This is a genomic window from Paenibacillus suaedae (assembly GCF_032337355.1).
In the GTDB taxonomy this organism is placed as follows: Bacteria; Bacillota; Bacilli; order Paenibacillales; family Paenibacillaceae; genus Paenibacillus_B; species Paenibacillus_B suaedae.
Genome location: NZ_JAVYAA010000003.1, coordinates 404981 through 430404, shown reverse-complemented (window position 1 = coordinate 430404; position 25424 = coordinate 404981). Strand labels below are relative to the sequence as shown.

25 protein-coding genes and 1 pseudogene are annotated in these 25424 nt (G+C 44.2%); 9 read left to right on the top strand and 17 right to left on the bottom strand.

Annotated elements, in window-relative coordinates:
* Nucleotides 1–67 precede the first annotated feature (67 nt).
* Both RQP50_RS15250 and RQP50_RS15245 read left to right on the top strand, forming a co-directional pair.
* Nucleotides 68–394, top strand: coding sequence for a cysteine-rich CWC family protein (locus tag RQP50_RS15250; protein ID WP_311279648.1), 327 nt, complete (start codon nt 68–70; stop codon nt 392–394).
* Between the two features lie 126 nt (nt 395–520).
* The gene (locus tag RQP50_RS15245) at nt 521–1108 is read left to right on the top strand and encodes a DUF421 domain-containing protein (RefSeq protein WP_174810448.1); all 588 of its coding nucleotides are present in this window, start codon (nt 521–523) and stop codon (nt 1106–1108) included.
* A 108-nt stretch (nt 1109–1216) separates the two neighbouring features.
* On the opposite strand, the gene RQP50_RS15240 is transcribed toward RQP50_RS15245, so the two are convergent.
* Nucleotides 1217–1828, bottom strand: coding sequence for a YqaA family protein (locus RQP50_RS15240; RefSeq protein WP_065290902.1), 612 nt, complete (start codon nt 1826–1828; stop codon nt 1217–1219).
* A gap of 740 nt (nt 1829–2568) precedes the next feature.
* Here RQP50_RS15240 and RQP50_RS15235 point away from each other — a divergent pair.
* A complete protein-coding gene (locus tag RQP50_RS15235; RefSeq protein ID WP_315745916.1) occupies nt 2569–3339 on the top strand; it encodes a hypothetical protein in 771 nt (256 codons plus the stop codon).
* A gap of 191 nt (nt 3340–3530) precedes the next feature.
* Here the strand turns inward: RQP50_RS15235 and uvrA are convergent, their stop codons facing one another.
* Entirely contained in the window at nt 3531–5972 is a 2442-nt protein-coding gene (uvrA, locus tag RQP50_RS15230) for an excinuclease ABC subunit UvrA (protein ID WP_315745915.1), read from the bottom strand.
* 220 nt (nt 5973–6192) lie between these two features.
* On the opposite strand from uvrA, the gene RQP50_RS15225 reads away from it, so the two are divergent.
* A complete protein-coding gene (locus tag RQP50_RS15225) occupies nt 6193–6897 on the top strand; it encodes a MerR family DNA-binding transcriptional regulator (RefSeq protein ID WP_315745914.1) in 705 nt (234 codons plus the stop codon).
* Nucleotides 6898–6952: 55 nt separating this feature from the next.
* Here the strand turns inward: RQP50_RS15225 and RQP50_RS15220 are convergent, their stop codons facing one another.
* The 5 genes from RQP50_RS15220 to RQP50_RS15200 all read right to left on the bottom strand — a co-directional run bounded on the left by RQP50_RS15220 (nt 6953) and on the right by RQP50_RS15200 (nt 10969).
* Nucleotides 6953–7513, bottom strand: coding sequence for a GNAT family N-acetyltransferase (locus RQP50_RS15220; RefSeq protein WP_072729595.1), 561 nt, complete (start codon nt 7511–7513; stop codon nt 6953–6955).
* Nucleotides 7514–7670: 157 nt separating this feature from the next.
* Entirely contained in the window at nt 7671–8255 is a 585-nt protein-coding gene (locus tag RQP50_RS15215) for an RNA polymerase sigma factor (RefSeq protein ID WP_315745913.1), read from the bottom strand.
* Nucleotides 8256–8530: 275 nt separating this feature from the next.
* A complete protein-coding gene (rpoD, locus tag RQP50_RS15210) occupies nt 8531–9427 on the bottom strand; it encodes an RNA polymerase sigma factor RpoD (protein WP_021262698.1) in 897 nt (298 codons plus the stop codon).
* Between the two features lie 275 nt (nt 9428–9702).
* The gene (locus RQP50_RS15205) at nt 9703–10416 is read right to left on the bottom strand and encodes an SDR family oxidoreductase (RefSeq protein WP_072729643.1); all 714 of its coding nucleotides are present in this window, start codon (nt 10414–10416) and stop codon (nt 9703–9705) included.
* Complete coding sequence (locus tag RQP50_RS15200) at nt 10403–10969, bottom strand: NAD(P)H-dependent oxidoreductase (protein WP_315745912.1); 567 nt, start codon at nt 10967–10969, stop codon at nt 10403–10405. The genes RQP50_RS15205 and RQP50_RS15200 overlap by 14 nt, the downstream gene beginning before the upstream one ends.
* Nucleotides 10970–11130: 161 nt before the next feature.
* Between RQP50_RS15200 and RQP50_RS15195 the strand changes: the two genes are divergently transcribed.
* The gene (locus RQP50_RS15195) at nt 11131–11472 is read left to right on the top strand and encodes a winged helix-turn-helix transcriptional regulator (protein ID WP_021252394.1); all 342 of its coding nucleotides are present in this window, start codon (nt 11131–11133) and stop codon (nt 11470–11472) included.
* Between the two features lie 72 nt (nt 11473–11544).
* Here RQP50_RS15195 and RQP50_RS15190 read toward each other — a convergent pair whose 3' ends face one another.
* Together RQP50_RS15190 and RQP50_RS15185 are read right to left on the bottom strand one after the other, a co-directional pair.
* A complete protein-coding gene (locus RQP50_RS15190; RefSeq protein WP_315745911.1) occupies nt 11545–12012 on the bottom strand; it encodes a hypothetical protein in 468 nt (155 codons plus the stop codon).
* Nucleotides 11999–12211, bottom strand: a pseudogene (locus tag RQP50_RS15185) (ATP-binding protein); the annotation flags it as partial. The gene RQP50_RS15190 and the pseudogene RQP50_RS15185, both read right to left, overlap by 14 nt.
* Nucleotides 12212–12426: 215 nt before the next feature.
* Between RQP50_RS15185 and RQP50_RS15180 the strand changes: the two are divergent.
* Entirely contained in the window at nt 12427–12846 is a 420-nt protein-coding gene (locus RQP50_RS15180) for a DUF1259 domain-containing protein (protein ID WP_139295348.1), read from the top strand.
* A 67-nt stretch (nt 12847–12913) separates the two neighbouring features.
* Here RQP50_RS15180 and RQP50_RS15175 read toward each other — a convergent pair whose 3' ends face one another.
* The 4 genes from RQP50_RS15175 to RQP50_RS15160 all read right to left on the bottom strand — a co-directional run bounded on the left by RQP50_RS15175 (nt 12914) and on the right by RQP50_RS15160 (nt 16840).
* Nucleotides 12914–13435: a MarR family transcriptional regulator gene (locus tag RQP50_RS15175; RefSeq protein WP_315745910.1), complete on the bottom strand. Its 522-nt coding sequence runs from the start codon at nt 13433–13435 to the stop codon at nt 12914–12916.
* A gap of 292 nt (nt 13436–13727) precedes the next feature.
* Entirely contained in the window at nt 13728–15020 is a 1293-nt protein-coding gene (gene hcp, locus RQP50_RS15170) for a hydroxylamine reductase (protein ID WP_315745909.1), read from the bottom strand.
* A gap of 213 nt (nt 15021–15233) precedes the next feature.
* On the bottom strand, nt 15234–15998 hold the full coding sequence (locus RQP50_RS15165) for an SDR family oxidoreductase (RefSeq protein WP_315745908.1): 765 nt from the start codon (nt 15996–15998) through the stop codon (nt 15234–15236).
* Nucleotides 15999–16090: 92 nt separating this feature from the next.
* On the bottom strand, nt 16091–16840 hold the full coding sequence (locus tag RQP50_RS15160; protein WP_315745907.1) for a WecB/TagA/CpsF family glycosyltransferase: 750 nt from the start codon (nt 16838–16840) through the stop codon (nt 16091–16093).
* Between the two features lie 231 nt (nt 16841–17071).
* Here RQP50_RS15160 and RQP50_RS15155 point away from each other — a divergent pair, with 231 nt between their 5' ends.
* Nucleotides 17072–17959, top strand: coding sequence for a cation diffusion facilitator family transporter (locus RQP50_RS15155; protein WP_072729645.1), 888 nt, complete (start codon nt 17072–17074; stop codon nt 17957–17959).
* A gap of 595 nt (nt 17960–18554) precedes the next feature.
* On the opposite strand, the gene RQP50_RS15150 is transcribed toward RQP50_RS15155, so the two are convergent.
* Both RQP50_RS15150 and RQP50_RS15145 read right to left on the bottom strand, forming a co-directional pair.
* Entirely contained in the window at nt 18555–19142 is a 588-nt protein-coding gene (locus tag RQP50_RS15150) for a nucleotidyltransferase family protein (RefSeq protein ID WP_072729602.1), read from the bottom strand.
* Between the two features lie 307 nt (nt 19143–19449).
* On the bottom strand, nt 19450–20523 hold the full coding sequence (locus tag RQP50_RS15145) for a phosphotransferase enzyme family protein (protein ID WP_175560719.1): 1074 nt from the start codon (nt 20521–20523) through the stop codon (nt 19450–19452).
* A 436-nt stretch (nt 20524–20959) separates the two neighbouring features.
* Here RQP50_RS15145 and RQP50_RS15140 point away from each other — a divergent pair, with 436 nt between their 5' ends.
* On the top strand, nt 20960–22186 hold the full coding sequence (locus RQP50_RS15140; RefSeq protein ID WP_315745906.1) for an MFS transporter: 1227 nt from the start codon (nt 20960–20962) through the stop codon (nt 22184–22186).
* Between the two features lie 31 nt (nt 22187–22217).
* A complete protein-coding gene (locus RQP50_RS15135; RefSeq protein ID WP_315745905.1) occupies nt 22218–22877 on the top strand; it encodes a PadR family transcriptional regulator in 660 nt (219 codons plus the stop codon).
* Nucleotides 22878–23133: 256 nt separating this feature from the next.
* On the opposite strand, the gene RQP50_RS15130 is transcribed toward RQP50_RS15135, so the two are convergent.
* Complete coding sequence (locus RQP50_RS15130; protein ID WP_315745904.1) at nt 23134–24966, bottom strand: amidohydrolase; 1833 nt, start codon at nt 24964–24966, stop codon at nt 23134–23136.
* Nucleotides 24967–24993: 27 nt separating this feature from the next.
* Nucleotides 24994–25158 carry a XapX domain-containing protein gene (locus tag RQP50_RS15125; protein WP_315745903.1) on the bottom strand — a complete coding sequence of 55 codons (165 nt, stop codon included), beginning with the start codon at nt 25156–25158 and terminating at the stop codon, nt 24994–24996.
* Nucleotides 25159–25424 lie beyond the last annotated feature (266 nt).

The window sequence follows — 25424 nt, the reverse complement described above, 5'->3', positions numbered from 1 at the left end:
AGCAAGCGCAGCTCGGGCTTTCTATCAAATTAGATGCTTCAACACAGGAAACAGTTTCATTTTCTTTATGAAATTGTGCGCTGTGATGAAATATATTGGGTTAATGCTCACTGATACGCTATTATCTTGTATAGCATCAATTTCGCTATTAAACTTACAAAAGCAGGTGTTTACCATGTCTGAGGTAGTAATCGATCCGAAAATATGTCCCTTGTGCGGCAATGAGAACCACTGCGCATACCAGGCAGGCCGCCCCCATCAGGAATGCTGGTGTATGACTCTATCGGTGCCGAAAGCATTGCTGGAAAAGATTCCGTCAGAAATGCGCAGAAAGGCATGTGTCTGCGAGCACTGTGTCCGTGCATTTCTCCAATCAACGCAAATGAATGAATGAATGAATGAGTGACATCAACCTTACGAGTAAAATTTGAACAAATATGCATACTACTCATGTCTGGAACACAGTGGAACGCACATATGTTGCCTTCCCATCATTGACAGGGTCTGGAGGTAGTATGCTATGGATTTCTCATTCATTTGGGAAGCAGTCATTGTTCTCAGCTTTGGCTATTGTCTGCTGCGCATTCTCGGTAAAAAAACGGTCGGAGAAATGACTGGCGTTGAGATTATTACGCTGCTCGCGATGGCCTCCATGATTGGACATGCTGTCAAAGGGGACGGTCTATTGCGAACATTGATAACCTTATGCATCTTTGTCACTCTTCTCCTCACCATTCAATTCCTTGCCATTAAGTTCAATTGGGTCGAGAAGTGGTTCGTGGGGAGATCAACGGTAGTAATTGAGGATGGGGTTATTGTTGAGAAGAGTCTCAAAAAGCTGCGGCTAACTGTCGATCAGCTAGAAGCAAAATTAAGAACAAAGGGAATTACATCGTTGTCGGAAGTGAAAACGGCGACTATCGAGATGAGCGGTCATATCGGTTATGAGTTAGCACGACATGCTAAGCCTGTGACGATCGGAGAATTAGAAAGGATCATGAAAGCATGGAACAAGACTGTTCCGAAGCAGCCCCAGAAAGAAGAGAATTTATTCGATGAAGTTAAGCAGGATGGACACCGGAAAAAGATTGCTCCCCATTTGGAATGAAGCCCAACTGGATTTACGCTATATGCAACCTACTATGTAAGGTACTCTCATACGACTGATGAAGATAATAAAAGGCCGACCCATAGGGTCGACCTTTTTACAAGCTGTTTAATCGCTGATTGAGGTTGTATTGGCTTCAGTCTGTTCTAGTTTTGCTGCAGCTTTGTTTCTTCTTCTCTTGCGAATAATCAAAAAGATAACCAAGATTGGAACAGCAATGAGGAAGATATACAGCGAGACGTGCTTAACCATTCCTTCTGCAGATCTCCCATACAAATAAAACAGCAGACCTACTGCATAGAACTTAACTGCTCTTCCGATTGCTGCATATCCGATAAGTCTCCATAGCGGGAAATTCATGCAGCCGGATAGAATCGTAAATACTTTGAACGGAATTGGAGTAAAAGAGCCAATAAGAATCGTAGTTTCTCCATTTTTCTTAAACATTTGATTGGCGCCGTCAATCCATGATTTTTTAAGGATTTTCTCCAAGACGGAGTGGCCTAACAGCTTACCGATCATGTAGCCTACTGGAGTACCGAGCAGACATGCAATATATCCTGCTGTTGCTAGCCATAAGGCATTTGATGGATCCAGTAAGCTTAATGGCACCTGCAGGAAGAAGGCTGGTACAGGAAAAATAACTGCATCTGCGAAAGAGTGGATGACTAGCCCCCATATCCCATAGTCCATTAGAAAATCAATGATGTTTTGAAACATAATCTACTCCTATCCGGAAAAATTCTTTCTATAAATTGATTGGTAAATCTCATTTTACCTTATTTCGTGTTGCGAATGATTACACTTTGGTAATGTTGACATTTGCTGTTTGGAAGCCAACTGTTATAGAAATGTACTCATTCCGCTCTCAGGTATAGACGTTTTTTTGTTGCCGCATCCCTTCACACGAAATGGTGGAATATGCTACCAATACAATATTCGTTTCATCGGCCAATGCGCTAGGTAATATCCCCTACTGTTGTTAGTACGGGGCTAAAGTCCTAATCGTTTCAAGTAAAATTAAGCATACTGATTTTTCATGCAACTTGACAATGTTATTTTTATTCCAACCAACAGTTGAATCTCGCCTTCCTCTCATTCCAAAGGTTTGCAATGACAATTATCCTACTACGTTTATATGTCTTTTTCTATTTTAACATGTCACTCAAGAATTTTGGCAGAAAATGACGAAGACCGCTCCATGAGCGTAAGCGGTCTTTCAATTGTGTTTATAGATTATAATCGCTTGAAAAATGTCATTAATGCCGATTCCAAAGGGGCAAAACAAAGTGTGATTTTCATTACGCATTGTTATTGTTTCTGATATTGCTCGAAATAGTGAACCAAATTTTCCTGAGCTGTGTTTATATCACAGAAGCTGGCACAAAGGGATCCCAATCGATAGCGTCCGGTCTTCACAAAAAAATAAAACTTGCATAAATGAGAGGAGTAATATTCACATGAAATACGTAAAGAAGGCAGCCGTTGTCGCAACGGGTATCGCGTTGTTGTTTGGCACCGCAAATATGACGGAGGCATTTGCAAACCAAACAAACTCCGCACAGGAGTTTGAATCGAAAACGCCGGCGGTTGGTAAGGAAGCTGTTGAAGCGGCAAAAGCTGAACTCTCCCAGAAAGTAAATGGGGAGATTGGAAAGAATACAGGGGATACGTACCTCTTGTACGTAAGTGACCCAAGTCTCAATGGCGGATCTGCATTCTTGTATTATCTGGATATGTTCAAATTCACAAATTATGATGATTATTTAAACCAGGCAGGCAAACTGCAGGGTCCTGTGCTTCAAAAGCCGGTAGGTCTGCCTGAAGGTTATCAATTTGAGAATGGAAACATCCAACCCCCGATTGCAAAGCATCTTAAGGAATTTCAACGAGAAGTGAAAGCGGAAGCGGAAGCTCAAGGAAAAGGCGTGTATTACAAAAAATTCGACTGGAACGAAATGGGCGAAATCAATCTTACATTCGTAAACGGAAAAGACAATTTAGAAATGCAAGTAGCGCACAGTCTTGGCAGAAAAACGGCAAACAACGGATACCGGTACATTAAATCAACTGAAGTCGATGCCGAACAAGGCAAGAAGATCCCTGGCTTGGTTCGAAACAAGCTGATATGGTCAGATCAGGATCATATTTATAGCATCACAACCAATCCGGGCAACCCGCTCACCAAAGAAGATTTGATAAAGTTTGCTGAAACGGCTGTAAAGAAATAAGAAGGATTGTCCTAGCCTGGTGACGTAAGCAGGTATACAAGCAGACCCAAGGAATAAATCAGACAAACTTAACTCGGGTTCTGAAGAACGCCGGCCAGATCACATCATGGATCTGGCTGGCGTTTTTCGCATCCAACTAAAATCCATTGACTGCGTATTTGTTATATGACACTACCCTAGCGCAGTTATATCTATATCGATAAATAGGTTCCTGTACAAGACGCTTCAGAGCTAACGATTTGCTCCGGTGTACCTGCCGCTACGACCTGACCTCCAGAGTTGCCTCCGCCTGGCCCCATATCAATGACCCAATCTGATGCTGCAATCAGATCAGTATTATGTTCGACCAAGATTACGGTATTTCCGGCATCTACAAGCTTATCCAATAATATATACAGCTTGTGTACATCGAGCGGATGCAAACCCGAAGACGGTTCGTCCAACAGATACAGGGTGTGACCGTTAGCAGGTGCACTCAGTTCCCTAGCAAGCTTTAAGCGCTGCCCTTCCCCACCGGAAAGCGTTGTTACAGATTGTCCCCATTGGAGATAGCCAATACCAACATCACACAACAGCTTAAGCAGCTTCGCCATTTTTGGGTGGCCCTTAAATAGTGATAAACTCTCTTCAATACTGAGCTCTAAGATGTCAGCTATGGTGTAGTCTTCATACGTAACGGCCAGGACTTCCGGAATAAACCGCTTGCCATGACAAGCTGGACATTGCACACGCAGATGCGGGAGGAAGTGCATATCGACTTCAACGATTCCGAGTCCTTCGCACTGCTCACATCTTCCGCCCGGTGAATTGAAGGAAAAATATTTCTCGTTCAAGCCACGTGCCTTCGCTGCTGGAAGTGAGGCGAACACCTTGCGAAGCAAGGTATACAGATCTGTATAAGTTGCCACACTCGAGCGCTGCATTCGCGATATGGGAGATTGATCTACAGTAATGATGCTGTTAACTTTATTCAGCCCTGTGACTTCCCGGCAGCCTTCAACTCGGCCTCCAGTGCCGCTGGCATTTGCCAACAAATCGAATACGAGTGTCGACTTGCCAGAACCTGAGGCTCCAGATACCGAGATCAGACTGCCTAATGGGAATGACACGGTTACCTGCTTCAAGTTATGAAGGGTTGCCTCATGAATGGAGATAACATCCCCATTGCCTTGTCGGCATTTGGATTGAAGACGTGATTGCGCTCTAACATAATGTCCAGTCACGGATGAAGTCTGTTCCATAAGTTGCTTAAGCGTACCTTGCCCAACAATCTCTCCTCCGAACCGACCTGACCCTGGACCGATATCGATAATGTGATCCGCCTGCTGCATCACACGTGTATCATGCTCGATCATGAGTACAGTATTACCCATATCGCGCAATTCCTTCATCACCTCGATCAGACCATCTGTATCCTTGGGATGAAGGCCGGTGGTCGGCTCATCAAGGACATACAGTACACCAGTTAACCCAGATCCAAGGATCGATGCTAGCCGTAGTCGCTGCGCTTCTCCTCCTGATAATGTGATCATCTGTCTGTCGAGCGATAAGTAGCCAAGTCCTACAAGAATGACGCGCTTTATTTTACCAAGGAGTTCTTCGAGTACGGCAAGAAGGATCATATCGCCTTCCATACGAGACTTCGCATGAACGGCAAGCAACCAATCATTCAGCTCTTCTAACGAGCATCTCGCTAAGCTAGGCAGGGTACAGCCTTCGACGGTAACTGATCTGCTCTCGTACTTCAGACGATCTCCCCTGCAATCGGGACATGATTGAGTCGTAAAATAAGCCGCCTCGCTTGACTGCCCATCCCGCTCCTTGTACTTCTGCCACATTGCAGTTAGTACACCTTTAAATCGGCCTTTGCCAACTGTTTTGGGCGGTTCAATATGCGGGAAGTGACATGCAAATGCTTCGCTCTCCACCCCATACTTCAATAATTCCCATTGTACAGGGCTGAAACTGCGCAGCGGCCCACTCATATCTAAGCCATAATGCTTCCCTGCCGCCTCAATAATGTTGGCTTGATAATCAGTTAGGGATGCGTACCAGAAGGTTACGGCTCCTTCACGAATCGTTTTCTCCTTGTTGAATACAGCCTCAACTTGAATATCGACTATGGTTCCTAAACCACTGCACGTGGAACACGCACCGCTTGGTGTATTGAAGGAGAAATCCGCCTTCGTCAGTGGCATGTATGGCTGTGAGCAGGCTGGACACTTCATTGACTCACCCGCAACGAGTACGGGAGAAGGAGATATTCTCTCTCCACAGAACTGACATGTCCTAACTCCCTTATTCTCATAGACTGTCCGCAAATACGTGTACATATCCGTAATCGTCCCAACAGTTGAGCGAGGATTGCGGTTCGTCACATGCTGTCCAATCGAGATAGACGGTGCAAGTCCAGTAATCGAATCGACATTAGGCTTGGCAATGGATTCGGCGGATATTCCACTAGACTCCACATACTGCCTCTGGCATTCCCGCTGCAGTATGTCCATAGCAAGTGTTGATTTACCCGAGCCGGAAGGACCCGTAACCACGATAAGCTGATGCTTTGGAATGTCTAATGTCACATTTTTTAAATTATTTTCTCTTGCGCCTTGAATACGGATAACGTCTTTCATGCAGCACCCTCCATCGTTCTAAAGTGACGGTGAAATACGAGTTACATGATCCACTTTACAACATTCATGCAAGTGCTAGAGTTTTATAAAAAAATGTGTTGATAGACGCAGATTTATCGTGCAATACTTTAGCACGGTGCTTTAAGGTTTTACTAGAAGATTTGATTTTATGGGAAACGATCTGATACATTGAGGTCATTACTAGCTGAGGAGGAAAAACATGCAGTATTACAAACCTGTGGATATCGCAAGGGTACTTCATATCAGTACGAGTGCTCTTCGGCATTATGAATCATGGGGAGTGATTCCTGCACCGGATCGGGATGCGAATGGATACAGGTTGTACACCGACGTACATCTTGCTTATTTTCGATGTCTTCGTGCGATGTTCCCTGGCTTTGGGGTGGGGCTAACTTGTACAGTTCTCAAACATATGCAGAAAGAAGAGGTGGACGAAGCCTTCTGGCTTGTCAATGAGGAACAGGCTAACTTGCATCAGGAGAAGGTTGTGGCAGATCAATTATTAACGGTATTGGAGCAAATTGACCTCCCGACTATTGGGAATAAGACCTTTAAGAGCCCAATGACCATCGGCGAAGCTGCTGAATATACAGGGGTTGCCGCGTCCGCCATCCGGCATTGGGAGAAGGAAGGGTTAATCATCCCGGAACGCAATCCCGAGAACGGGTATCGGATGTTCAACGCGCTGCATATCCGCAAAATATTGCTGCTTCGCACCTTGCGCAGTACGTTATATTTTCTCAAAAGCATGAAAGAAATTGTAGATGCTCTTGACCATCACAGCATCGAGCAGGCCAAAAAAGTGACGGAAAATGCTATCCGCAGCCTCCATGATCGAAATCGCCAGCAATTCCGAGGAGTACATGAACTTGTTAAACTGTGCAAGGTGCTGCAGCTGATGTAAGTAATCGCAAAGTGACTGCAACTAAGTTGTCGCTTCTTCTGCATTCGTGTATAGGTTACTGTACCTTTTTCACCATATGTTCATAATCTTCCCCTGCAATTGTTATGATCTTGCCATCTGCTGTATACCCTTGTGCTTCATACAATTGCTTCGCTCGCGTGTTCGCAACGTTCACTAACAGCGAGGCGATGCTGAACCCGAATTGAGCTGCTTCTAATTCGAACGCCTTCATGAGCTTCGTTCCGATCCCTAATCCACGCTGAGAAGAATCTACAGCCAATGAATCCAAGTAGTACTCTTCCCCTTCTGTTTCTTTGATAAGTTGAACAGGATTGCCTTGAAGAGTAGATAGACGTTCCTCCAATGGGCGATCCAATTCGACCAGCTTGTACCCCGCATAAGCCAATGCATAGCCGACAGGTACATCTTCTTGCAACCAGACCATACTGTTCTTCCAGCTCAAGCGATTGTCGGACTGCTTATAGAATTGCTCGAGTATGCGCATCGTCTCATCTCTGTTCGTAGTTCCAGATAGTTCATAGGCGATGGTGCCGATCGCCTCCATCATCAATGGGATAATGTACTTGCTGTCTTCTGGTGTAGCTTTGCGAATCATGAATGATACCTCCTGAAGAGTAATGACAGCTGATCATCGTCTAGTATTGCCCTCCTGAGGGATGAGAGTCATCCGTAATAGCCGTCATCTATTATTGTACACATGTCCAATGATGAATGGTCAATGATAAATAAGTTGTAACTATTTACATAATTGGTCAGGAACAAATATCACCACTGTCAACCTGTTTGCGTAAATATTTCTTTCCTCGAAACAGTCTGGATTTCACCGTATTGATTTCAAGGGATAAGACATTCGATATTTCTGCAAGCGAATATTCCGATAAGTAACGCAGCCGGAACACATCTCGATATGCATCGGGCATTTCATTCACGATGTTAATTACGTTGTGTTGAACTTCTTGTTCAAGAATTTGCTGTTCAGGTCCTTGAGTCTGATCCTGCAGGCTTTCGATTAATGATTGTTCTTGATTGTCGTAGGCAATGTTCTCCGTAAAATGTACGGCAGGTTTACGAGTACGCTGCCGTATGAGATCAATGCATAGATTTTTTACAATAAGCTTCATCCAGCTGCATATTTTGCAAGAAAAGTTGTACCGATGCAAATTTCGGAAAATACGAATATACGCCTCTTGTACAACATCCTCTGCATCTTGTTGATTGCGGACATAACGATAAGCGTGCTGAACTAGCAAGCTACGATATTCGATATATAATTTCGTATATACGCGTTCATCTCCGGCGAGTACGAGTTGTTGAATCTGATCTATGCTGGTGTTCATTGTTCCTCCAAATATCCTTACCCCAACGCGCAAACGCAATATGTGTATACTTGCTTGGGTACGTTATCGTGCTCTATCGAACATACAATAACATAAACTTATGAAGATAATATGAAGTTCAGATGAAAAATAAATGATATTCCCCAAATCATTGTTACAAATTGTTGCTTTTCATGCTTGTTAATGAAAACCTGTACGCCTGCACGAAAAAAAGCCGCATTACACTCCAATCCGTTGAAGTGTAACGCAGCTTCATTCATTTGCATATCATTTCATTATTCGATGTAGTCCTTCAAGCGTTTGCTGCGGCTCGGATGTCTTAACTTACGCAAAGCCTTCGCCTCGATTTGGCGAATCCGCTCACGCGTAACACCAAATACTTGGCCTACTTCTTCCAATGTCCGAGTACGACCATCATCGAGTCCGAAGCGCAAGCGAAGTACATTCTCTTCACGTTCAGTGAGCGTATCAAGGACGTCACCTAGCTGTGTCTTCAAGGACTCATAAGCTGCTGATTCTACTGGAGATTGGGCGTCCTGATCCTCGATGAAGTCGCCAAGCTTGGTATCGTGCTCTTCCCCGATTGGTGTTTCCAGTGAGATTGGATCTTGAGAGATCTTCATAATCTCGCGAACCTTCTCTACACTCAATTCCATTTCCTTAGCAATCTCTTCTACCTCAGGCTCTCTGCCAAGCTCCTGCACCAGCTGTCTGGAGACACGAACAAGCTTATTGATCGTTTCAATCATATGAACAGGAATACGGATCGTTCTTGCCTGGTCAGCGATTGCGCGTGTAATTGCTTGTCGAATCCACCATGTGGCATAAGTACTGAATTTAAAGCCTTTTGTATAATCAAATTTATCTACAGCTTTAATCAGACCCATGTTGCCCTCTTGAATAAGATCTAAGAGTGACATGCCTCGCCCGGCATACCGTCTTGCAATGCTCACGACCAAGCGAAGGTTAGCTTCTGTAAGCATTTTCTTCGCTTCTTCATCGCCTTCTGCAATACGTTTAGCCAAATCTACTTCTTCTTCGGTGCTTAGAAGACCAACCCGGCCAATTCCCTTTAGATACATCCGCACAGAGTCATCTATCTTGACTCCTGGAGGTAGTAAATTAATATCTGCATCTGAATGAGTTTGCTCATTGTGTTCTTCGTTAGTCAAACTGTCGCCCCCCTAAAAGTATGCGTACGGATTCGAGCCGTTTTTTTCCGGTATGTGAGTGAATTACTCATAATTGACAAAGAAAAAAGTCTATGATATGATTTATTTTAATTGCATGTAAAAATTAAGAGCACACACTATAGTAACATATACCTAGTAATTTTTCAATACTAATATTTGTATGTTGATCATACAATGAACCCCCCGGCATTCATGCCGGGGGGTTTTATGTTTCTCGTCTGTAAATTATGCTGCAAAGTGCTTATGATGGAGCTTTACGTTAATACGTGTCCGCCATCTACATGGATAACGGTACCGGTCACGAATGAATTCGTGAGTAGATACATTACGCTCTGCGCAGCATCTTCTGGAGTTCCTACACGCTGTACGGGAAGACGGCTTGCGATCGATTCATACAATTGCTGGCGTGCTTCTTCCGTCATCTTGCTTCGAGAAGGTGTATCCATGATTCCTGGTGATACAACGTTTACCCGAATTGGCGCAAGTTCCAACGCTAACGTCTTCCCCATATTGGATACAGCAGCATTGGCCGCGCCGAGAATAGATGAACCGATCATCGATTTATAGGCAACAACGCCGGAAAATAACACGATTGAGCCATTAGGAGACAGCTTTGGAGCGCCGTATTTGACTGCATAATATTGTCCCCAGAATTTATTCTCGAACAATTGTCTTGCCTGACTCGTATCCGTCTTCAGGAACGGGCCGCCAGACGTCTCTGCCGCACTTACGACAAGATGGTCAAATGATCCAACATTCTGGAAGAATTGCTCTACCTCATGTTCAATCGTGAGGTCAAGCTGTTGAACCGATGCTTTCATTCCAAGCTGTTCCTTGGCTTGCTGCAGCTTGTTCTCGGAACGGCTTGCTATGACTACTTCAGCTCCATGAGCAATCGCTTGCTTAGCAGATTCAAGTCCGATGCCGGAGCTGCCACCGATAAATACAACCTTCTTATTCTGCAACATATTCATCTGTGAATACCTCCATTAAGTGCTGCTCAAGATTGGCAATATAGTGATCAATGTTCGGGTTCTTAACTACATCGTAACAAGAGAAACTTGTTAGAGGCTTCATACCGAGAAACTTGTGTATGCGATGAAGGTGACTTAGCACATTGTCCAAGCCTTCCCCTTCAAAAAATTGATCATTACTCTCAAATGCAGAGGATGGAGCGTTCCAAGTCGTGGAGAGCATGTATTTCTTGTCTGTCAGCAATCCACCTTCACCATATTGATCGGAACCAGTGAAGAATGTACCGTATGCATACACCTCATCCATATAGGTTTTGAGCAGACCTGGTACACTGAACCAATAGATTGGTGTCTGATAAATGACAACATCGGCCCAGTAAAATTTCTTCTGTTCTTCCTCGATGTTATAACCATTTTGGATAACTGTTGTATTGACATTGTGGTGTGGACGTAACACACGAACCATGTTTTCCATTAAGGTGTTGTTCAGTTTCCCTTCAGAAGAACGGTATTGTTGATGACCGTTAATAATCAGAATATTTTTCATCGGATTCAGCTCCTTGAGTGTGAAGTATTGGCTGCAAGAACAGTATAATACTCAATAATTTCTTTAAGGAAGTACTGATATTTTATTCACCTTATTTCCGTTAGGGAAGTATTGTGTTATGATGGGACGTAACATCTAAAAATTGTTGAGGAGGATCGATCATGCTTCATCCATCTGAACCTGTAACATTGACAAAAGGAACCCCTGGTCAAACCTGCCCTATCGCGAAAACGCTTGATATAATTGGTACGAAATGGACGTTTTTGATTATTCGTGACTTGTTGATCGAGGGAACAATGCGGTTTAGCGATTTATTGAAAGCAATGGATGGAATAAGTCCGAAGACACTCTCGCTTCGATTGAAGGAACTGGAGCAGCACGACATTGTGATGAGAAAAGTATACCCTGAGGTTCCTCCCCGCGTAGAGTATTCGCTAACAGAGAGAGGCAAACTACTGGAAGGGACATTCATTGAGCTGAAGAGATTCGGATTACAGTTATGAATGTAAATGAAGCCGGAGCAAGTACTGACTGCCTGACTCCGGCTATTGATGCGGAACTTCATTCGCGTTTGTTCACTTCAACTTGAGCTTCTTCTTCCATTTCCGTTCTTCACCAGCATCGTTGCGGAATACGAAGGTGACCTCACCATTCTCCCCCTTTAACTGTTCGTCATAGATAAATCCTGAAAATTGTCCATTTCCGCTAATATAGAAGCCATCCTCCCCATTTCCACCGTGTTCGATAGCTTGCTTTGTCGTATTGATAATGTCTGTCTTCTCTGATTTCCAACTCATCTCGGCTAGTGCATATCCTTTTGGGAGCTGCTCCACTTGAAAATAAAAATGATGCTCGGATTGGCCTGGATACGTCGTCTGGTCGACGACAACCAGTATTGGAGTTTCCTGCTTAACCTTCTCCTTCGCTGCAGGCGTTGGTTGAGCGTTCTTGCCTGAGTCTGCTGTTCCTGTTGTTCCGCATGCGCTCAGCAGCATGAACAATACAAGACTAATAAGAAGCCATTGCGATTTATTCGTGTACATTGTTGTCACCCACTTCACCTATTGATTGATCTACTGTGAAATAGAACGATACGCCATCTTTCGTGTTCTCTACCCCATACGTGCTTCCGTGCAGTTCAAGAATATGCCTGCAGATCGCCAGCCCTAAGCCTGTTCCGCCAGATTTGCGATCCCTTGAGCACTCACCTCCGTAAAATTGCTCCCATACCCGTTGAAGCTGAATCCAATCATTTGAAACTCAATCGAGATACGTGCCTAGACATCATTATTCCGAGAGACATACATTGTCTTGACAATAGAATTATGACAATCGGAGCAGGCAAAATAATAATGAACTTCCATCCACGTATTTACTTATGTAGAACGACCATTGTTTTTGTCTATTGACGTTATTACGCGTTTCTGAGTTGTGTTCGCATAGGAGGTTATCGATACATGATGTCCAGTGAGGAACGTCTTTGTCGAAAGTTCGCAATGATCATTGGTGGCCAACCAGGATTTGCAGGTGGTAAATGCGTAGCTACGATATCTCGTCAGCAGATTCGGGCATTTATTTTAGGAAAGAAATTCGGCGTAACCTCTTCATTTTCATTTGAATCCCTAAATAAGAGAACACGCAGAGCTTTATGTCTAGGCAGAGTAGCATTATTACAAAAAGAAACGAACCGCTTCCTATCCGCTATTCGCGAGCAAGGTATCCTCGTATCGTCTGTACACAGTGAATGGCTGTTTGAACGTCCACGCTTAGTCTATGTCAATATTGAGGCTATTGAGAAACCATTGATCTTCGCAAGAAAGATCAGAAAAGCGTTGAATCTCAGCAGCAAGCAGACTAGACTTGCACCAGCTAAGTAATGCAATTCCTTGTTGTAGGACGAGAGCCCAGTCCGCATGCTCATGGACTGGGCTCTCATAGGAGTACCTAACCTCGCGTATCTAAATTCTTGTGTATGGATGTCCAATTGTTCAGAATGTCCCGAAACACCTTCTGGACGATAAGCAGCTCATCTTCGTTATAGGGATCTAGAATATCCAGAAATCGTTGTTCCAGTTCATGATGCACATCCTCATGCAGTACATTCAATTTCCTTCCCTTGGGATTTAAGCGGAAATAGACCTCTTTCTTGTTATCGCTTAGTTGGGTTCTTCGTATGATGTCCATAGATAAGAGCTTGGAGCATATTCGAGATACTGTCGCTTTAGATGTTCGTAATCGTTCCGCGAGCGCCGTCACATTAATAGGTTCATGCTCCCCAATACTGGATATAACGTGAAGTTCTGTGATATTCAGCTGCAGTTCCTCGTCGAATTCATCTCCTAGCTTTCTCATTTCATGAGCGATATGCTTCTGAATCAAATCCTCGTGCTGTTCCTGTTGATGAATAAGCTCAACAAATATGTTGTATATTGCGTGCTTGCCATAAGGTGAAGTTACCTGATCCATGCCCTTCCTCCAACTCGATCTAATGATTCTATTATACTCGATCAATCATCTGTAGAATAGCGACGTGCATGCAATAGATCTGACTGGCAAGCTACGCTAGTTTTATGGTTCCGTCATTGGCATTCATCCTTTGTTGCAGCTTGGCAGCTCAAGGGCATCATGTTCAATAAAAAAGAGAGGGTATCCCCCCCTCTCTCAGACTCGACAAAGTCCTGTCAAAAGTCTGACGCGACCCCTTAAGGGATCGCGTCTCAATCAATTAACGCTATAAATACTTTATCTCATTCACCATCTAGATAAGACGGAGCATCGCCTTCATATCTTCCTGCGCATCCCCGATAAGCTTCAGGCCGAACAGATCGGTCAGAACGTTCATCACGCCTTCCGAGATGAATTCCGGCGGCTTCGGCCCGATGCGAATATCACGGATGCCCAGACTGAACAAGCCAAGCAAAATCGCAACCGCCTTCTGCTCGAACCATGAGAGCACGATCGACACCGGCAGTTCGTTGACACTACAGCCGAAGGCGTCTGCAAGCGCAGCTGCGATCTTGACCGTGGAGCCGGAATTATTGCACTGCCCCAGATCGATATAACGAGGAATGCCTGTATCCGCCACCGTACCGTAATCGACATCATTAAACCGGAATTTTCCGCACGAGGTCGTCAAAATAACAGTATCGTTCGGTAGTGATGTCGCGAGCTCCCGGTAATACTCGCCGCCCTTGCCTGGCGCATCGCAGCCCGCGATGACGAAGAAGCGCTTGATTTTGCCATCCTTAACGGCTTGAATAATTTCCGGCGCCAGCCCGAGCACCGTCTCGTGGTGATACCCCGTTATCAATGTCTGCTCGCTCTCCACATCCGCCGCGGGCAGCACTAGCGCACGCTCAATCAGCGGCGAGAAATCGTCGTTCACGATCTTGGTCACACCTTCGAGTCCAGCCACGTCATAGGAGAAGAACCGATCGGCGTAGGTCCCCTTAATAGGCATTACACAGTTCGTCGTCGCAAGGATGGCGCCAGGATATTGCTCAAACAGACGGCGCTGGTCGTACCAGGCTTTGCCGATATTGCCTTTCAAGTGCGGATATTTCTTCAATGCCGGGTAACCATGCGCCGGAAGCATCTCGGAATGAGTGTAAATGTTGATGCCCTTGCCATCCGTCTGCTTCAACAATTCCTCCAGTGCATACAAGTTATGCCCTGTCACGACGATAGACTTGCCCTCTATCTTGTTCTGCGGGACGGTAACCGGAACCGGAACGCCGAAATGCTCCGTATAGGCCCGATCCAGCACATCCATAATACGGATCGCCGCGCCCCCTACCTTCATCGCCATGTCCAGATGCTCCTGTAAGTTGAAATTCGAGTTAGTCAACGTCATATAAAGCGCTTCATGCGTAATCGCGTCAACCTCTTCATCGACATAACCCAACTGCCGCGCATGCGTCGCATACGCCGCGATGCCTTTCAACGCAAACACGATCGTATCTTGTAGACTAGCAATCGTCTCGTCCTTGCCGCACACTCCGACAACCATGCAGCCGCCCGACGGCGTCTGCTCGCATTGATGACAGAACATTGCGCTTCCCCCTGTCAAAATGATTTTCTATTTTCAACATACTACATGGGGAAGCACCCCCGAGTGCGTACGATCACATCAAATATTTCAAAATCATGAATATCGCGTCAATTTCACAATCTCGCCTCATGTCACAAAAAACAGCGCGTCCATAACGGATCACGCTGCCCATATGCGATAAGTGGGTATCCCTCTCTTTTATTGCTTGCGCTATTACAAATGTGAGCCTCCGCTCGCGTCAATCAATTGTCCAGTTACCCAACGACTATCTTCTGAAGCTAGAAATGCGGCTATATCAGCTACATCTTCCGGTTCTCCCCATCTGTTGAAGGCCGACAGTCCAGCCGCATACCTCTGTCCTTCGGACTGGCTTAACGTGCCGGCGTTCATCTCTGTGTTAATGATCCCTGGCAGAATGGCGTTCACCGTAATTTGGCGTTTCCCAAGTTGCTTAGCGAGAGCGGATGTTAGTGTGTTGATCGCCCCCTTCGTCATGCTGTACGTAAAGACGACTGGCGACGCCGCTCGGGTGACAAAGGATGAAATATTAATGATGCGTCCGCCATCATTTAATCGCGGCAGCGCTTGTTGAATGACGAAAAAAGGCCCTTTGACATTGATGCTCATTACTTCATCGAACGATTCTTCCGTTGCCTCTTCCAGGCTCAATATCTGGCCGATTCCAGCGTTATTCACCAGAATATCGAAGCGATTACTCCCTGTATGCTTCTGCAGAGTGTCGTCTAGAGACCTATATAAATCATGAATCCCGCTCAATTGACTGATATCTGCGCCTATCTTAAAAGCCAAGCCACCCTGTTGTTGAATATGCCGTACCACTTCCTCAGCAAGTTCTTCTCTTCTCCCGAAATGCACCGCAACGAAGGCTCCTTCACGCGCAAGGCGCAGTGCAATGGCACGTCCGATTCCTCGACTAGCGCCGGTTACTACGGCGACTTTACCTTGTAAGCTGTTCATAGTTCATCTCCTTATGTATAGGGTCAACTATGTTATAGCACAAGGCATATTTTGAAATGTTGCTCTTACATATATTCTAACCTAATGTCCGCTCATTCTTTATTTTCTTTGTACAAGACAGCTTTGACTGCGAAGCGCGGCAGAATCAATTGTCTCTTCCATCTCGACGGCTGATTAAGCAGCCGATGCAGCCATTCCAGATTCAGCTTCTGCCACACAGCAGGGGCTCTCTTGACCTTCCCTGCAACGATATCCAGACTTCCCCCGACGCCAATTGCTACGCGGGAATGGAGCTGATGCTTGTATTTATGTATCCACCGTTCAGCGTAAGGTGCTCCGAGTGCCACGATTAATACATCCGGCTTCACGGCAGCAATATCGTTGACTATCTTGGCTTCGTCCTCTGAATGGAAGAATCCATGATGCCTTCCTACAATATGCACATGAGGATAAGACTCCTGGATAACCTCAGCGGCTCTCTTACTCACAGCTTCTTCTGCACCAAGCAAGTAGAAAGACCACTTTCGCTGATTCCCTTCGCTTAAGAGATTGAATAATAAGTCACAGCCCGTCACCCGTTCAGGAAGCGGATTGCCCTTCAAGCGAGATACCATGACGATGCCGATACCGTCAGCTGTGAGCAGCCCGGCATCGTCAATGATTGCTCGCAGGTTCTTATCCTGTTGGCAGGCCATCGTAATCTCAGGATTTAGCGTCACTACATGGAACAATTGCTGAATCTCCATGCCCTCAGTATGAATGACATCGCTAATGATATGCACAGTCTCTGTCATCGTTATTTTAGGGACAGGTATTCCCATAATTCGAGTTTCATTCGACACAAAGATGCCTCCTTGTCCAAGTATATCCATATAGTAGCACAACTTCTGCACGGAATGCCGCACCATATGGAATATGATGGTATGATCCAGTCTTTTTGCATGGCATCAACTTTTTTCAATTGCCCCTATTTATCTGACTTCGTGAAAAAAGGTTTCTATAGACCCACTCGATTTTCATCTGCTATGGTTGACTATGTTGGCAAGAATAAGTTGATGATAATGGTAAGGGTGATGATCTTGAACGGACAAAAGGTTGCATTTTTATCAGTTCTTAGCAATACAACTGTTGTGATATTAAAGCTGGTCGTAGGAATTCTGACGGGATCGATTGCCGTTATTTCAGAGGCGATCCATTCTTCCTTGGACTTGGCAGCGTCTGTAATTGCGTTTTTCTCCGTACGCATATCGAATCGTTCAGCGGATCGCAATCATCCCTATGGACATGGTAAGGTTGAAAATATTTCCGGTACGATCGAAACACTGCTCATCTTCGTTGCAGGCATTTGGATTATATATGAGTGTGTTCATAAGTTATTGCGGCCAGCAGAAATTGAGATGCCGTATCTTGGAATCGCGGTTATGTTTATTGGTGCCGGGATTAACTTGGTCGTTGCGAGGAAGGTTGGCAAGACAGCAGATGAGCTGCATTCTGTGGCGATGAAATCAAACGCACTGCATTTGCTTACTGACGTGTATACGTCACTTGGCGTAGGTGTAAGCTTGCTGCTCGTAACGCTGACAGGGTGGACAATTTTAGATCCGATTATTGGGATCTTTCTTGCGGTGTACATTATGAAGGAAGCATTCACGCTTATGAAAGAATCATTTCCTCCCCTGATTGATGCTAGGTTGTCCGAAGAGGAAGAGCAGCAGCTTCAGCAGCTGATACTCTTGCACAAAGATAAGTATATTGAGTTTCACGATTTTCGTACGAGACGCTCCGGCCCTATTGAATACGTGGACTTTCATCTCGTGGTACCTTCTGGAATGGATATCGCAACCGCGCATCATCTGTGTGATGAAATCGAGCATACGATTCAGGGCAGTTTCGAGCGGGCAGAAGTACTGATTCATATTGAGCCTGAGCATGAACGGAGAGATAGACTTGCTCAGCAATAAATAGATAGACAGGGCAGATCCCTTTCCCGGGATTGCCCTGTTTTTGTTTCATGCTTCTTGGCGTATATCGCAACCATCCGGATACATAATTAATGGTTCTCCCAACAGCTGGTCGACGGTTTGTTCTTGCATCGTGAAGAGGAGCAAAAAAGCGCTATTTGTACTGGAATGAACCATGTTGTCTAATCCGATAAAATATTCATTAACGCTCAGCGCGTCAGCAACAAAACTCATACTGTCAGTTAAAAATAAAAGTGTCTTTATTCCATGCGCCTTTGCGAATTGTCATACCACCAGACTCCATAAAATAAGTTATAGACTGACCTGAAAAATAGGAACAGCGACAGCTAAGGACGAGAAAATAAAGTCCTAGACTGTCGCCGTTCCATTGAACAGACGTGCCCCGTTAGAATGACAAATTTATGCTGGTTTTACCTCGTTTTAATGCGAGATAGTCGCTGGCTGCGCTGGTCAGTTAGCCAGTGCAGGGTTGTTGCCTGATTCCGCCTCCTCAAAATACTTCGAGTGACCGAGCAGCCGTTAGGCTGCGATGCGTGAAATGGTGTTATGCGATGGTCTGTTCTTCCTGAATCAACTACCAAGGCTCTATTCTTAAATCATTCCATTGCGCCTTCCATCGACTTACTTTCTTATCATAAATCTCTTTAGTAATTTGCCGCTTATTTGGTCTTACAACTTTATTAAACAAATCATCCAATCCGTAAGGTGCATATACATCCCATTTATCGGAAGTTATTCTTATTCCTAAAGACGTAGCTGTGGTTGGCCATGTATCGATTGCTTCTTCCACTGACTGATAGGGCTTAATCTCATATCCAAACCGACTCTTGTACCATAAATGAACTCTAGCTTCATTCTTTACATCGATCTTAAATGGATAATTAGGAAACATCCTTTCTAGCTGTGATTTTACTTGATCTTCATTCTCTTCAGATAAATCACAATCATCAAAATAGACCAAATCCACATCCTTAATTCCATGCTCGAGGGGCAAATCACTTAAATAATTCCATGTTGTCTGAGTAATACATCCCGCGCCAACATAGTAATTATTTATCTTCAGTTCTTGAACTCTATCAAGTAATTCATATATAGCTTTATGTTTTCGTACGATTTGAGCTAGTTTTTCTACTTGATGATTTAATACATGAATTTGAATCACATCTTTCTTAATGGTCTTTGGCTTGTTTGCTCTAACAGACTTTTGTATACCGTCTTATTCACGAACTTCGTAAATAATTCCTTATGTAGGGTATTCGCGAAAACTTTGGACTATCCTGCTGGTATAGCTTAATGAAGCAACGTCAGTCTAATACTTTATTTTCACAGTCTACAACTTTATTTGCCTAGTCTAACACTTAATTTTTCAGTCTAGAACTCTATTTTCTTTTTACATCTGTATCCAATGAAGTTAAAACACAGCCGGCCCCAAAAAGCCGGCTGTTCCATTTGCAATCCACACACAAAGCCTAAATATTCCGTTCCTCATACTCAAAGGGTTCTTCACATGAGTAAATGTCATGGAAAAAGCCCTTATATGGGATATCGTCTTCCAAACATTTTATGATATACGACATTACCTCGTCACTCCTTGGCTCCTCACCGCTGTTCTGCATCGCCTCGAAGTAGTCGACGATATTTTCCATGTCACACACCTGAATAAATAAAGGTAACTGTTCCAACATCGAATCTTCGATCTTGGTCTCCGATCTGTATCCCTCGAGGACTATTCCAAAATAATCATCCATAAACTTTTTACGTTTAGCGGCATCTGGTTCAAATTGTACCCAGCCCACTCCGCTTATCCAGAGACCTGCCAGATCAAACATATACCAAGCGAAACATGAATTATCGAAATCATATACGGTTATTTGCCCGGTATCAAAATCTATCGAATAATTCCCATCGTTATAATCAAAATGATTCATACCGAAAGACTCACGGTTCGTATCCAATCCTTCTAAGGTATTAAGCAGCTCAACCAGCTTCTTCTTAACCAGAGAGAAGGAGTCGGGTATCAGTTGATTGATATACTCGGCATTGTATTTATCAAAAAAGCTATACCGACGATGGACAGGAGTATACCCTTTCGATATGTGGTGCAGTTTCCCCAGGACTTTACCGCAGTTATAAAAATATTCGGAAAGAGGTACTCCTTCCCGATATCGATAATTGTTTTCCACAAGCAATTTACCTTTGGCCTTCTTAAACAAGCAGATATAAAAGGTATGATTTTGATAAGTGATCTCTTCCAGCAGATTCCCCTTCCGGGAGCTGACTACATCCGAGACACTACCGCCATGCTCATATAAATACCTGATATACTCCAATTCGGCCAGAAAATCTTCCCGCTTCCTGTCAGGTAAGAAGGCAATTCGGAGAATCTTTGCATCGGTGCCCTCTTTCTCACAGGTATATACGACATTCCGCCCTCCGTCATGTGCCGGAATAAGCTGAATTTCATAGCCTTCCAATCCGAACAACTCCGATACTACTGGAAGTAAATAGGTATCGCCGATTGAAACAATATCGTTATGAGTCATGATATTTTCTTTAGTTTGCAATCTCTCTGTACACCATCCTTCAAAAAATCATTAATTTACAACTGGACCATTGATAATCACCTTGTTTAGCATTGACATTTCACTCCTTCCAGAATTATCTACTTCAAATTGTACCTAAATATCCCAATCAAAGTCTAGGGGATTTTCTATATCCGTATTTTGCAAAAAATCCAAGAAACGATTTTCCATCAACGACTTCTAAACTTTCGCTGTGTCCGTTGAAGATTCCAAGAATGTGGATCTTATTTCATAGATTCGTTTAAACAAACGCCCTTTGGAGCTGATGGCTGTCGCTTTCAGAAGCAAAGAGTGTTTTTTTAAATTTATAGATAAATAATTATATATAATACTTGACCTATTATTCATCCCCATTTACAATAAATATACCAACATAAACCAAAAAGGTGGTCTTTCCATGCTGCTGCGTCACAAAGCCTTCAGACAATTATTCGCCGGAAGAATCCTGAGCGTGTTTGCGGATTCCATACTCTTTTTTTCGTTGCTCAAATGGATTGAAATCAAATCGGGCGGAACAGAATCCTTTACGTTTTTCTATGTCGCATACTATCTCCCTATCGTTCTGCTAGCCCTGCCTGCCGGAGCCTGGATATCCGGAAAAACGCTGCAGCATGTGATGGCATGGTCAAATGTCGTTCGCATGATAGGTATGATCCTGTTCTTTTTCTTCTCAGACTTGATCCCAATGCCGTGGGTATATGTACTCCTGATCACCGAAAGCATTGTCGGTTTATTTTTCATGCCTGCCAATCAGTCTCTTCTCCCGCAAATCGTAAGCGAAAGAGAACGTCCATCGGCGAACAGTTGGCTGCAAATGGGCTATACAGTCGTCAAAATATCAGGTCAAACTTTTACGGCCTTTATGCTCAAAAATGGGTTCCCGCCTGCTTCACTGCTGCTGTTCTCAGCCTTTCTTCTTCTCTGCTCGCTGATGTGCATTATGCTTATGAAGCCCAAGGTGAAACAAGAAATGCCTGAAGGGCAAGGACATTGGACTTTGATGAAAGAAGGTGTCCTTTATATTGCTCGCCACCGCCAGCTTGGAACGTTGTTTGTTTTTTTGACGCTTGCCATGTTCATTGCTTCCTCAGTAGATTTGATTTTGCTCTCCTTTTTAAGAGATGTGCTTGGTTCAGGCGTTGAAAATCTGAGTTTTATCGGGACAGCTTCCCTTTCCGGTATGATTGTGGGTGCGGCTCTCGTTCCAAAATGGTATAAAAAGATAGAGAGAAAATGGCTGATCGTCCCTCCACTTTTCACCTTCTGCATCAGCATCGGCTGCCTATATGTGATACAAAGTTGGCTGGTAATTTTGCCTCTCTTTTTCGTGCAGGGAATTGCTCTGGGGTGCTTTAATATTACATTTGTGACCTACGTGCAGGATATTGTGGAGAAGGAAAACTACACCCGCGTATTCAGTATGTATCATATGATTTCAAGCAGTGCGGCTCTGCCGGGAATTTCGATGACCGGAGTGTTGCTCTCGATATGTGGAGTTCCAACCACGATTCTCGTGATTAGCGGTCTTTTGCTTGTACTCGGGATTGCCGGAATTTTGGCTGTTCCATCCCTTGGTAAAGGAAACTCCGCAGAGCAAACGAACATTGAAACAGTGGCGGTTTAATTATGGAAATATCAGAAAGGAAGTATAAGAGATGTCGTTAAAATATGGTATTTTGGGTTTCCTTAGTAAATGGGAAGCGACTGGTTATGATCTGAAAAAGGAATTTGATGATTTTATGAGCATCTTCTGGCATTCTCATTTATCGCAAATCTATCCGGAACTTGGGCGTTTGGAGCAAGAGGAATACATTACAAGCCGCTTACTACCGCAAACGGGCAAACCCGACAAAAAGATCTATGCCATCACAGACAAAGGCAAGCAGGAGCTGATCAGCTGGCTGCTCTCGCCTTCAGAAACCCCGAAGCTAAAGGACTCGTTTCTGATGCAAGTCTCCTTTATGGACAATGTTCCCGCCTCAGAGGTCATTTTCCAGTTAAAGGCCTATCAAAAGGAACGGGAACAGCGGTTAGCCAAGATGAAACACATTTTTCAAGAGCGATGGGAAAGCATTCGGGAGCGCAATGTCATGAAATCACGGATTGTAATGAGCTCGGCGGTTGTAAGAAGAGGATTGGAGCAAGAAATTCAATATATCCGCTGGTGTAGAGACACGATCGAGCTGGTTGAATCCTGCTCTGCACTTTGGTCGCAGGATACCGACAAATCAGATTTACCTGATGGAGAATATATCCGATTTTCGGATGTTGAACCTTTATTACGGAAATATTATGGTAATTTGATGGAAGATTAACACAGTCTATGTTTTAATGAATCGGCGCTGTATGCGCCAACAGAAGAAAAGTCCGGCTGCGGCCCGTGAACTTTCCAATTGCCATTCAACAATTGGTTATTGCTATATGGTTAATCGTGAAAGGATTATTGCTTATTTTGTATATCTGTAAAAAAGAGAACTAAATTCAGTTCTCTTTTTTGCGCTTTACTATTTTTTCAAGAAAAGGTAATGGGCCGACTCCAATTCGCTATCTTTCCAAGCCGCATATTTGAGATTAGAAGACGAAGCAATCCAAGTCACAGAATCCGCTGCCATGATGATGATTGCAACTGTGATGCAAGCGCTGTTGCCTATAAGGTAGCCCTCCGGATCCATCGCCTCCGTCGTTCAATCCGTTATAGTAGCCTCCGAAGAAATTATGCGGTGACCAGTCAGGGCTCGCTTTTGGAGCAGGTGGTGCCAAGGACTGAAACTCTTGTGTGCCGTACACGATCTTGCCTCCTACAACTGTGAAGACTGACTCGATTTTTTTAATATCTTCTTCGGCGACTTGAAAGAAATTGTCCGAGAGAATCGTAAAATCAGCGTAATGCTGGGCTTTAATTTGTCCTTTAACATCCTCCTCTTTAGAGAACCATGCATTCCCGGTTGTATACATACGAAGCGCCTGATGTCTGTCTACACGATTGGAAGCAGGGTACAAACTAAGCCCACCAAGTGTTTTTCCCGTTACTAACCAGTATAAGGCTAGCCACGGGTTATAACTTGCTACTCTTGTTGCATCTGTCCCTACTCCGACACGCAAACCAGCAGTCAGCATCTTCGTTATCGGTGGTGCATGTTCTGCTGCCGCTGCCCCATATTGATCAACAAAATATTCTCCTTGAAAGGCCATGCGATTCTGAACGGCAATCGAACCGCCAAGCGTGATGACGCGTTCCAAATCTTTTTCCTGAATTGTCTCCGCATGATCGAGAATCCAACGTATGTCTTGGAAAGGAGCTTCTTTATTCACCCGTTCAAATACATCAAGAAAGCGCGTAATGGATTCTCCATAGGTTGCATGAAGACGAAACGGCCATCGATGCTTGGCCAGATGCTCTGTTACTTCGAATAGTTCATCTTCCAGTACAGCGGGCAGTTCTGGACGAGGTTCAACAAAATCTTCAAAGTCTGCCGCGCTATATACAAGCATTTCTCCGGCACCGTTATGACGGTAGTAAGAGCTGCCCGTGTACGGCTGCGTTGTTTCCGTCCAAGCTTTGAAATCGTTCAGTTCATTATTAGGATGCTGCGTAAATAAATGATACGCTGTACGAACTGTAATCTCACCACGCTTATCCAGCTCTTCAAACACTTTATAATCATCAGGATAGTTCTGAAAGCCGCCTCCAGCATCAATTACACTTGTTACTCCAAAACGGTTCAATTCCCTCATAAACAGTCGGGTAGAATTCATTTGATCATCATAGGAGAGCTTCGGGCCTTTAGCTAATGTGGCATACAAAATAGTCGCATTCGGGCGAGCGATTAACAATCCCGTTGGATTGCCCTGGCCATCCCGTTGGATTTCCCCACCTGGCGGGTTCGGTGTGTTTTTCGTGTAACCAATCACACGCAAAGCCGCTTTATTCAAAAAGGCTTGACGATAGAGATTAAGGATGAATACGGGAGTATCAGGGGCAATTCGGTTAATTTCATCTAATGTAGGCATCCGGCGTTCTTTAAATTGAAACTCGGTCCATCCGCCAACAACGCGAACCCAATGAGGCGGCGGTGTTCGATCAACTTGTTTTTTCAACATCCTTAAAGCATCAGCCACAGAAGGTACGCCATCCCAGCGCAATTCGAGATTAAAGTTAAGTCCACCTCGAATAAGATGCAAATGCGAATCGTTTAATCCCGGAATTAACATGCGTTGGTTAGCGTTAATCACTTTTGTATTTGGGCCGACAAGCTTCATTATCTCAGCATCGTCCCCTATAGCACAAAATTGCCCGTCCTTTACTGCTAGTGCAGTCGCTGTGGGGTTGTCATCGTTCATCGTTACGATACTGGCATTCATAATAATCAGTTCAGCTTCCATTCGATTCGGTTGCTCAATCATCTTTTGTCCTCCTTCGTTTATTGTTGGTTAAACCATAGTTTGATCCAAGGTACCAGCCTTTGCCCAATAAACATGCCCAGAAGACCAACCAGTCCCAAAAAAAGGCGGCGCGGGAGACGGAATACGAAGCAATTGAAAAACGACTCCTATAGTAATGCCTGTTGCTAAGGCAAGAAAAATAGGGCCCCACATGTTCGCTCTTACCTCCCCTACATTAATCCGATTCGTAAGCGTTATTCGATTCAACAGTAAGTCTATAAATTTTAATTGGCTTGATCAATAAGGGGATTTCTATGGCAAGCATAAGCGTTTCTTATGCCTGATAAGCCAGCTATCGATTTCGATATCATATAGTTTTTTACGATGGATCCTATAGAAAATTGAAGATGGTTTGCCCGTTCATGACCCCATAAACTTAAGACATGCAACAGAAGTTCGAAATCAGCTCTTTTCCGTTG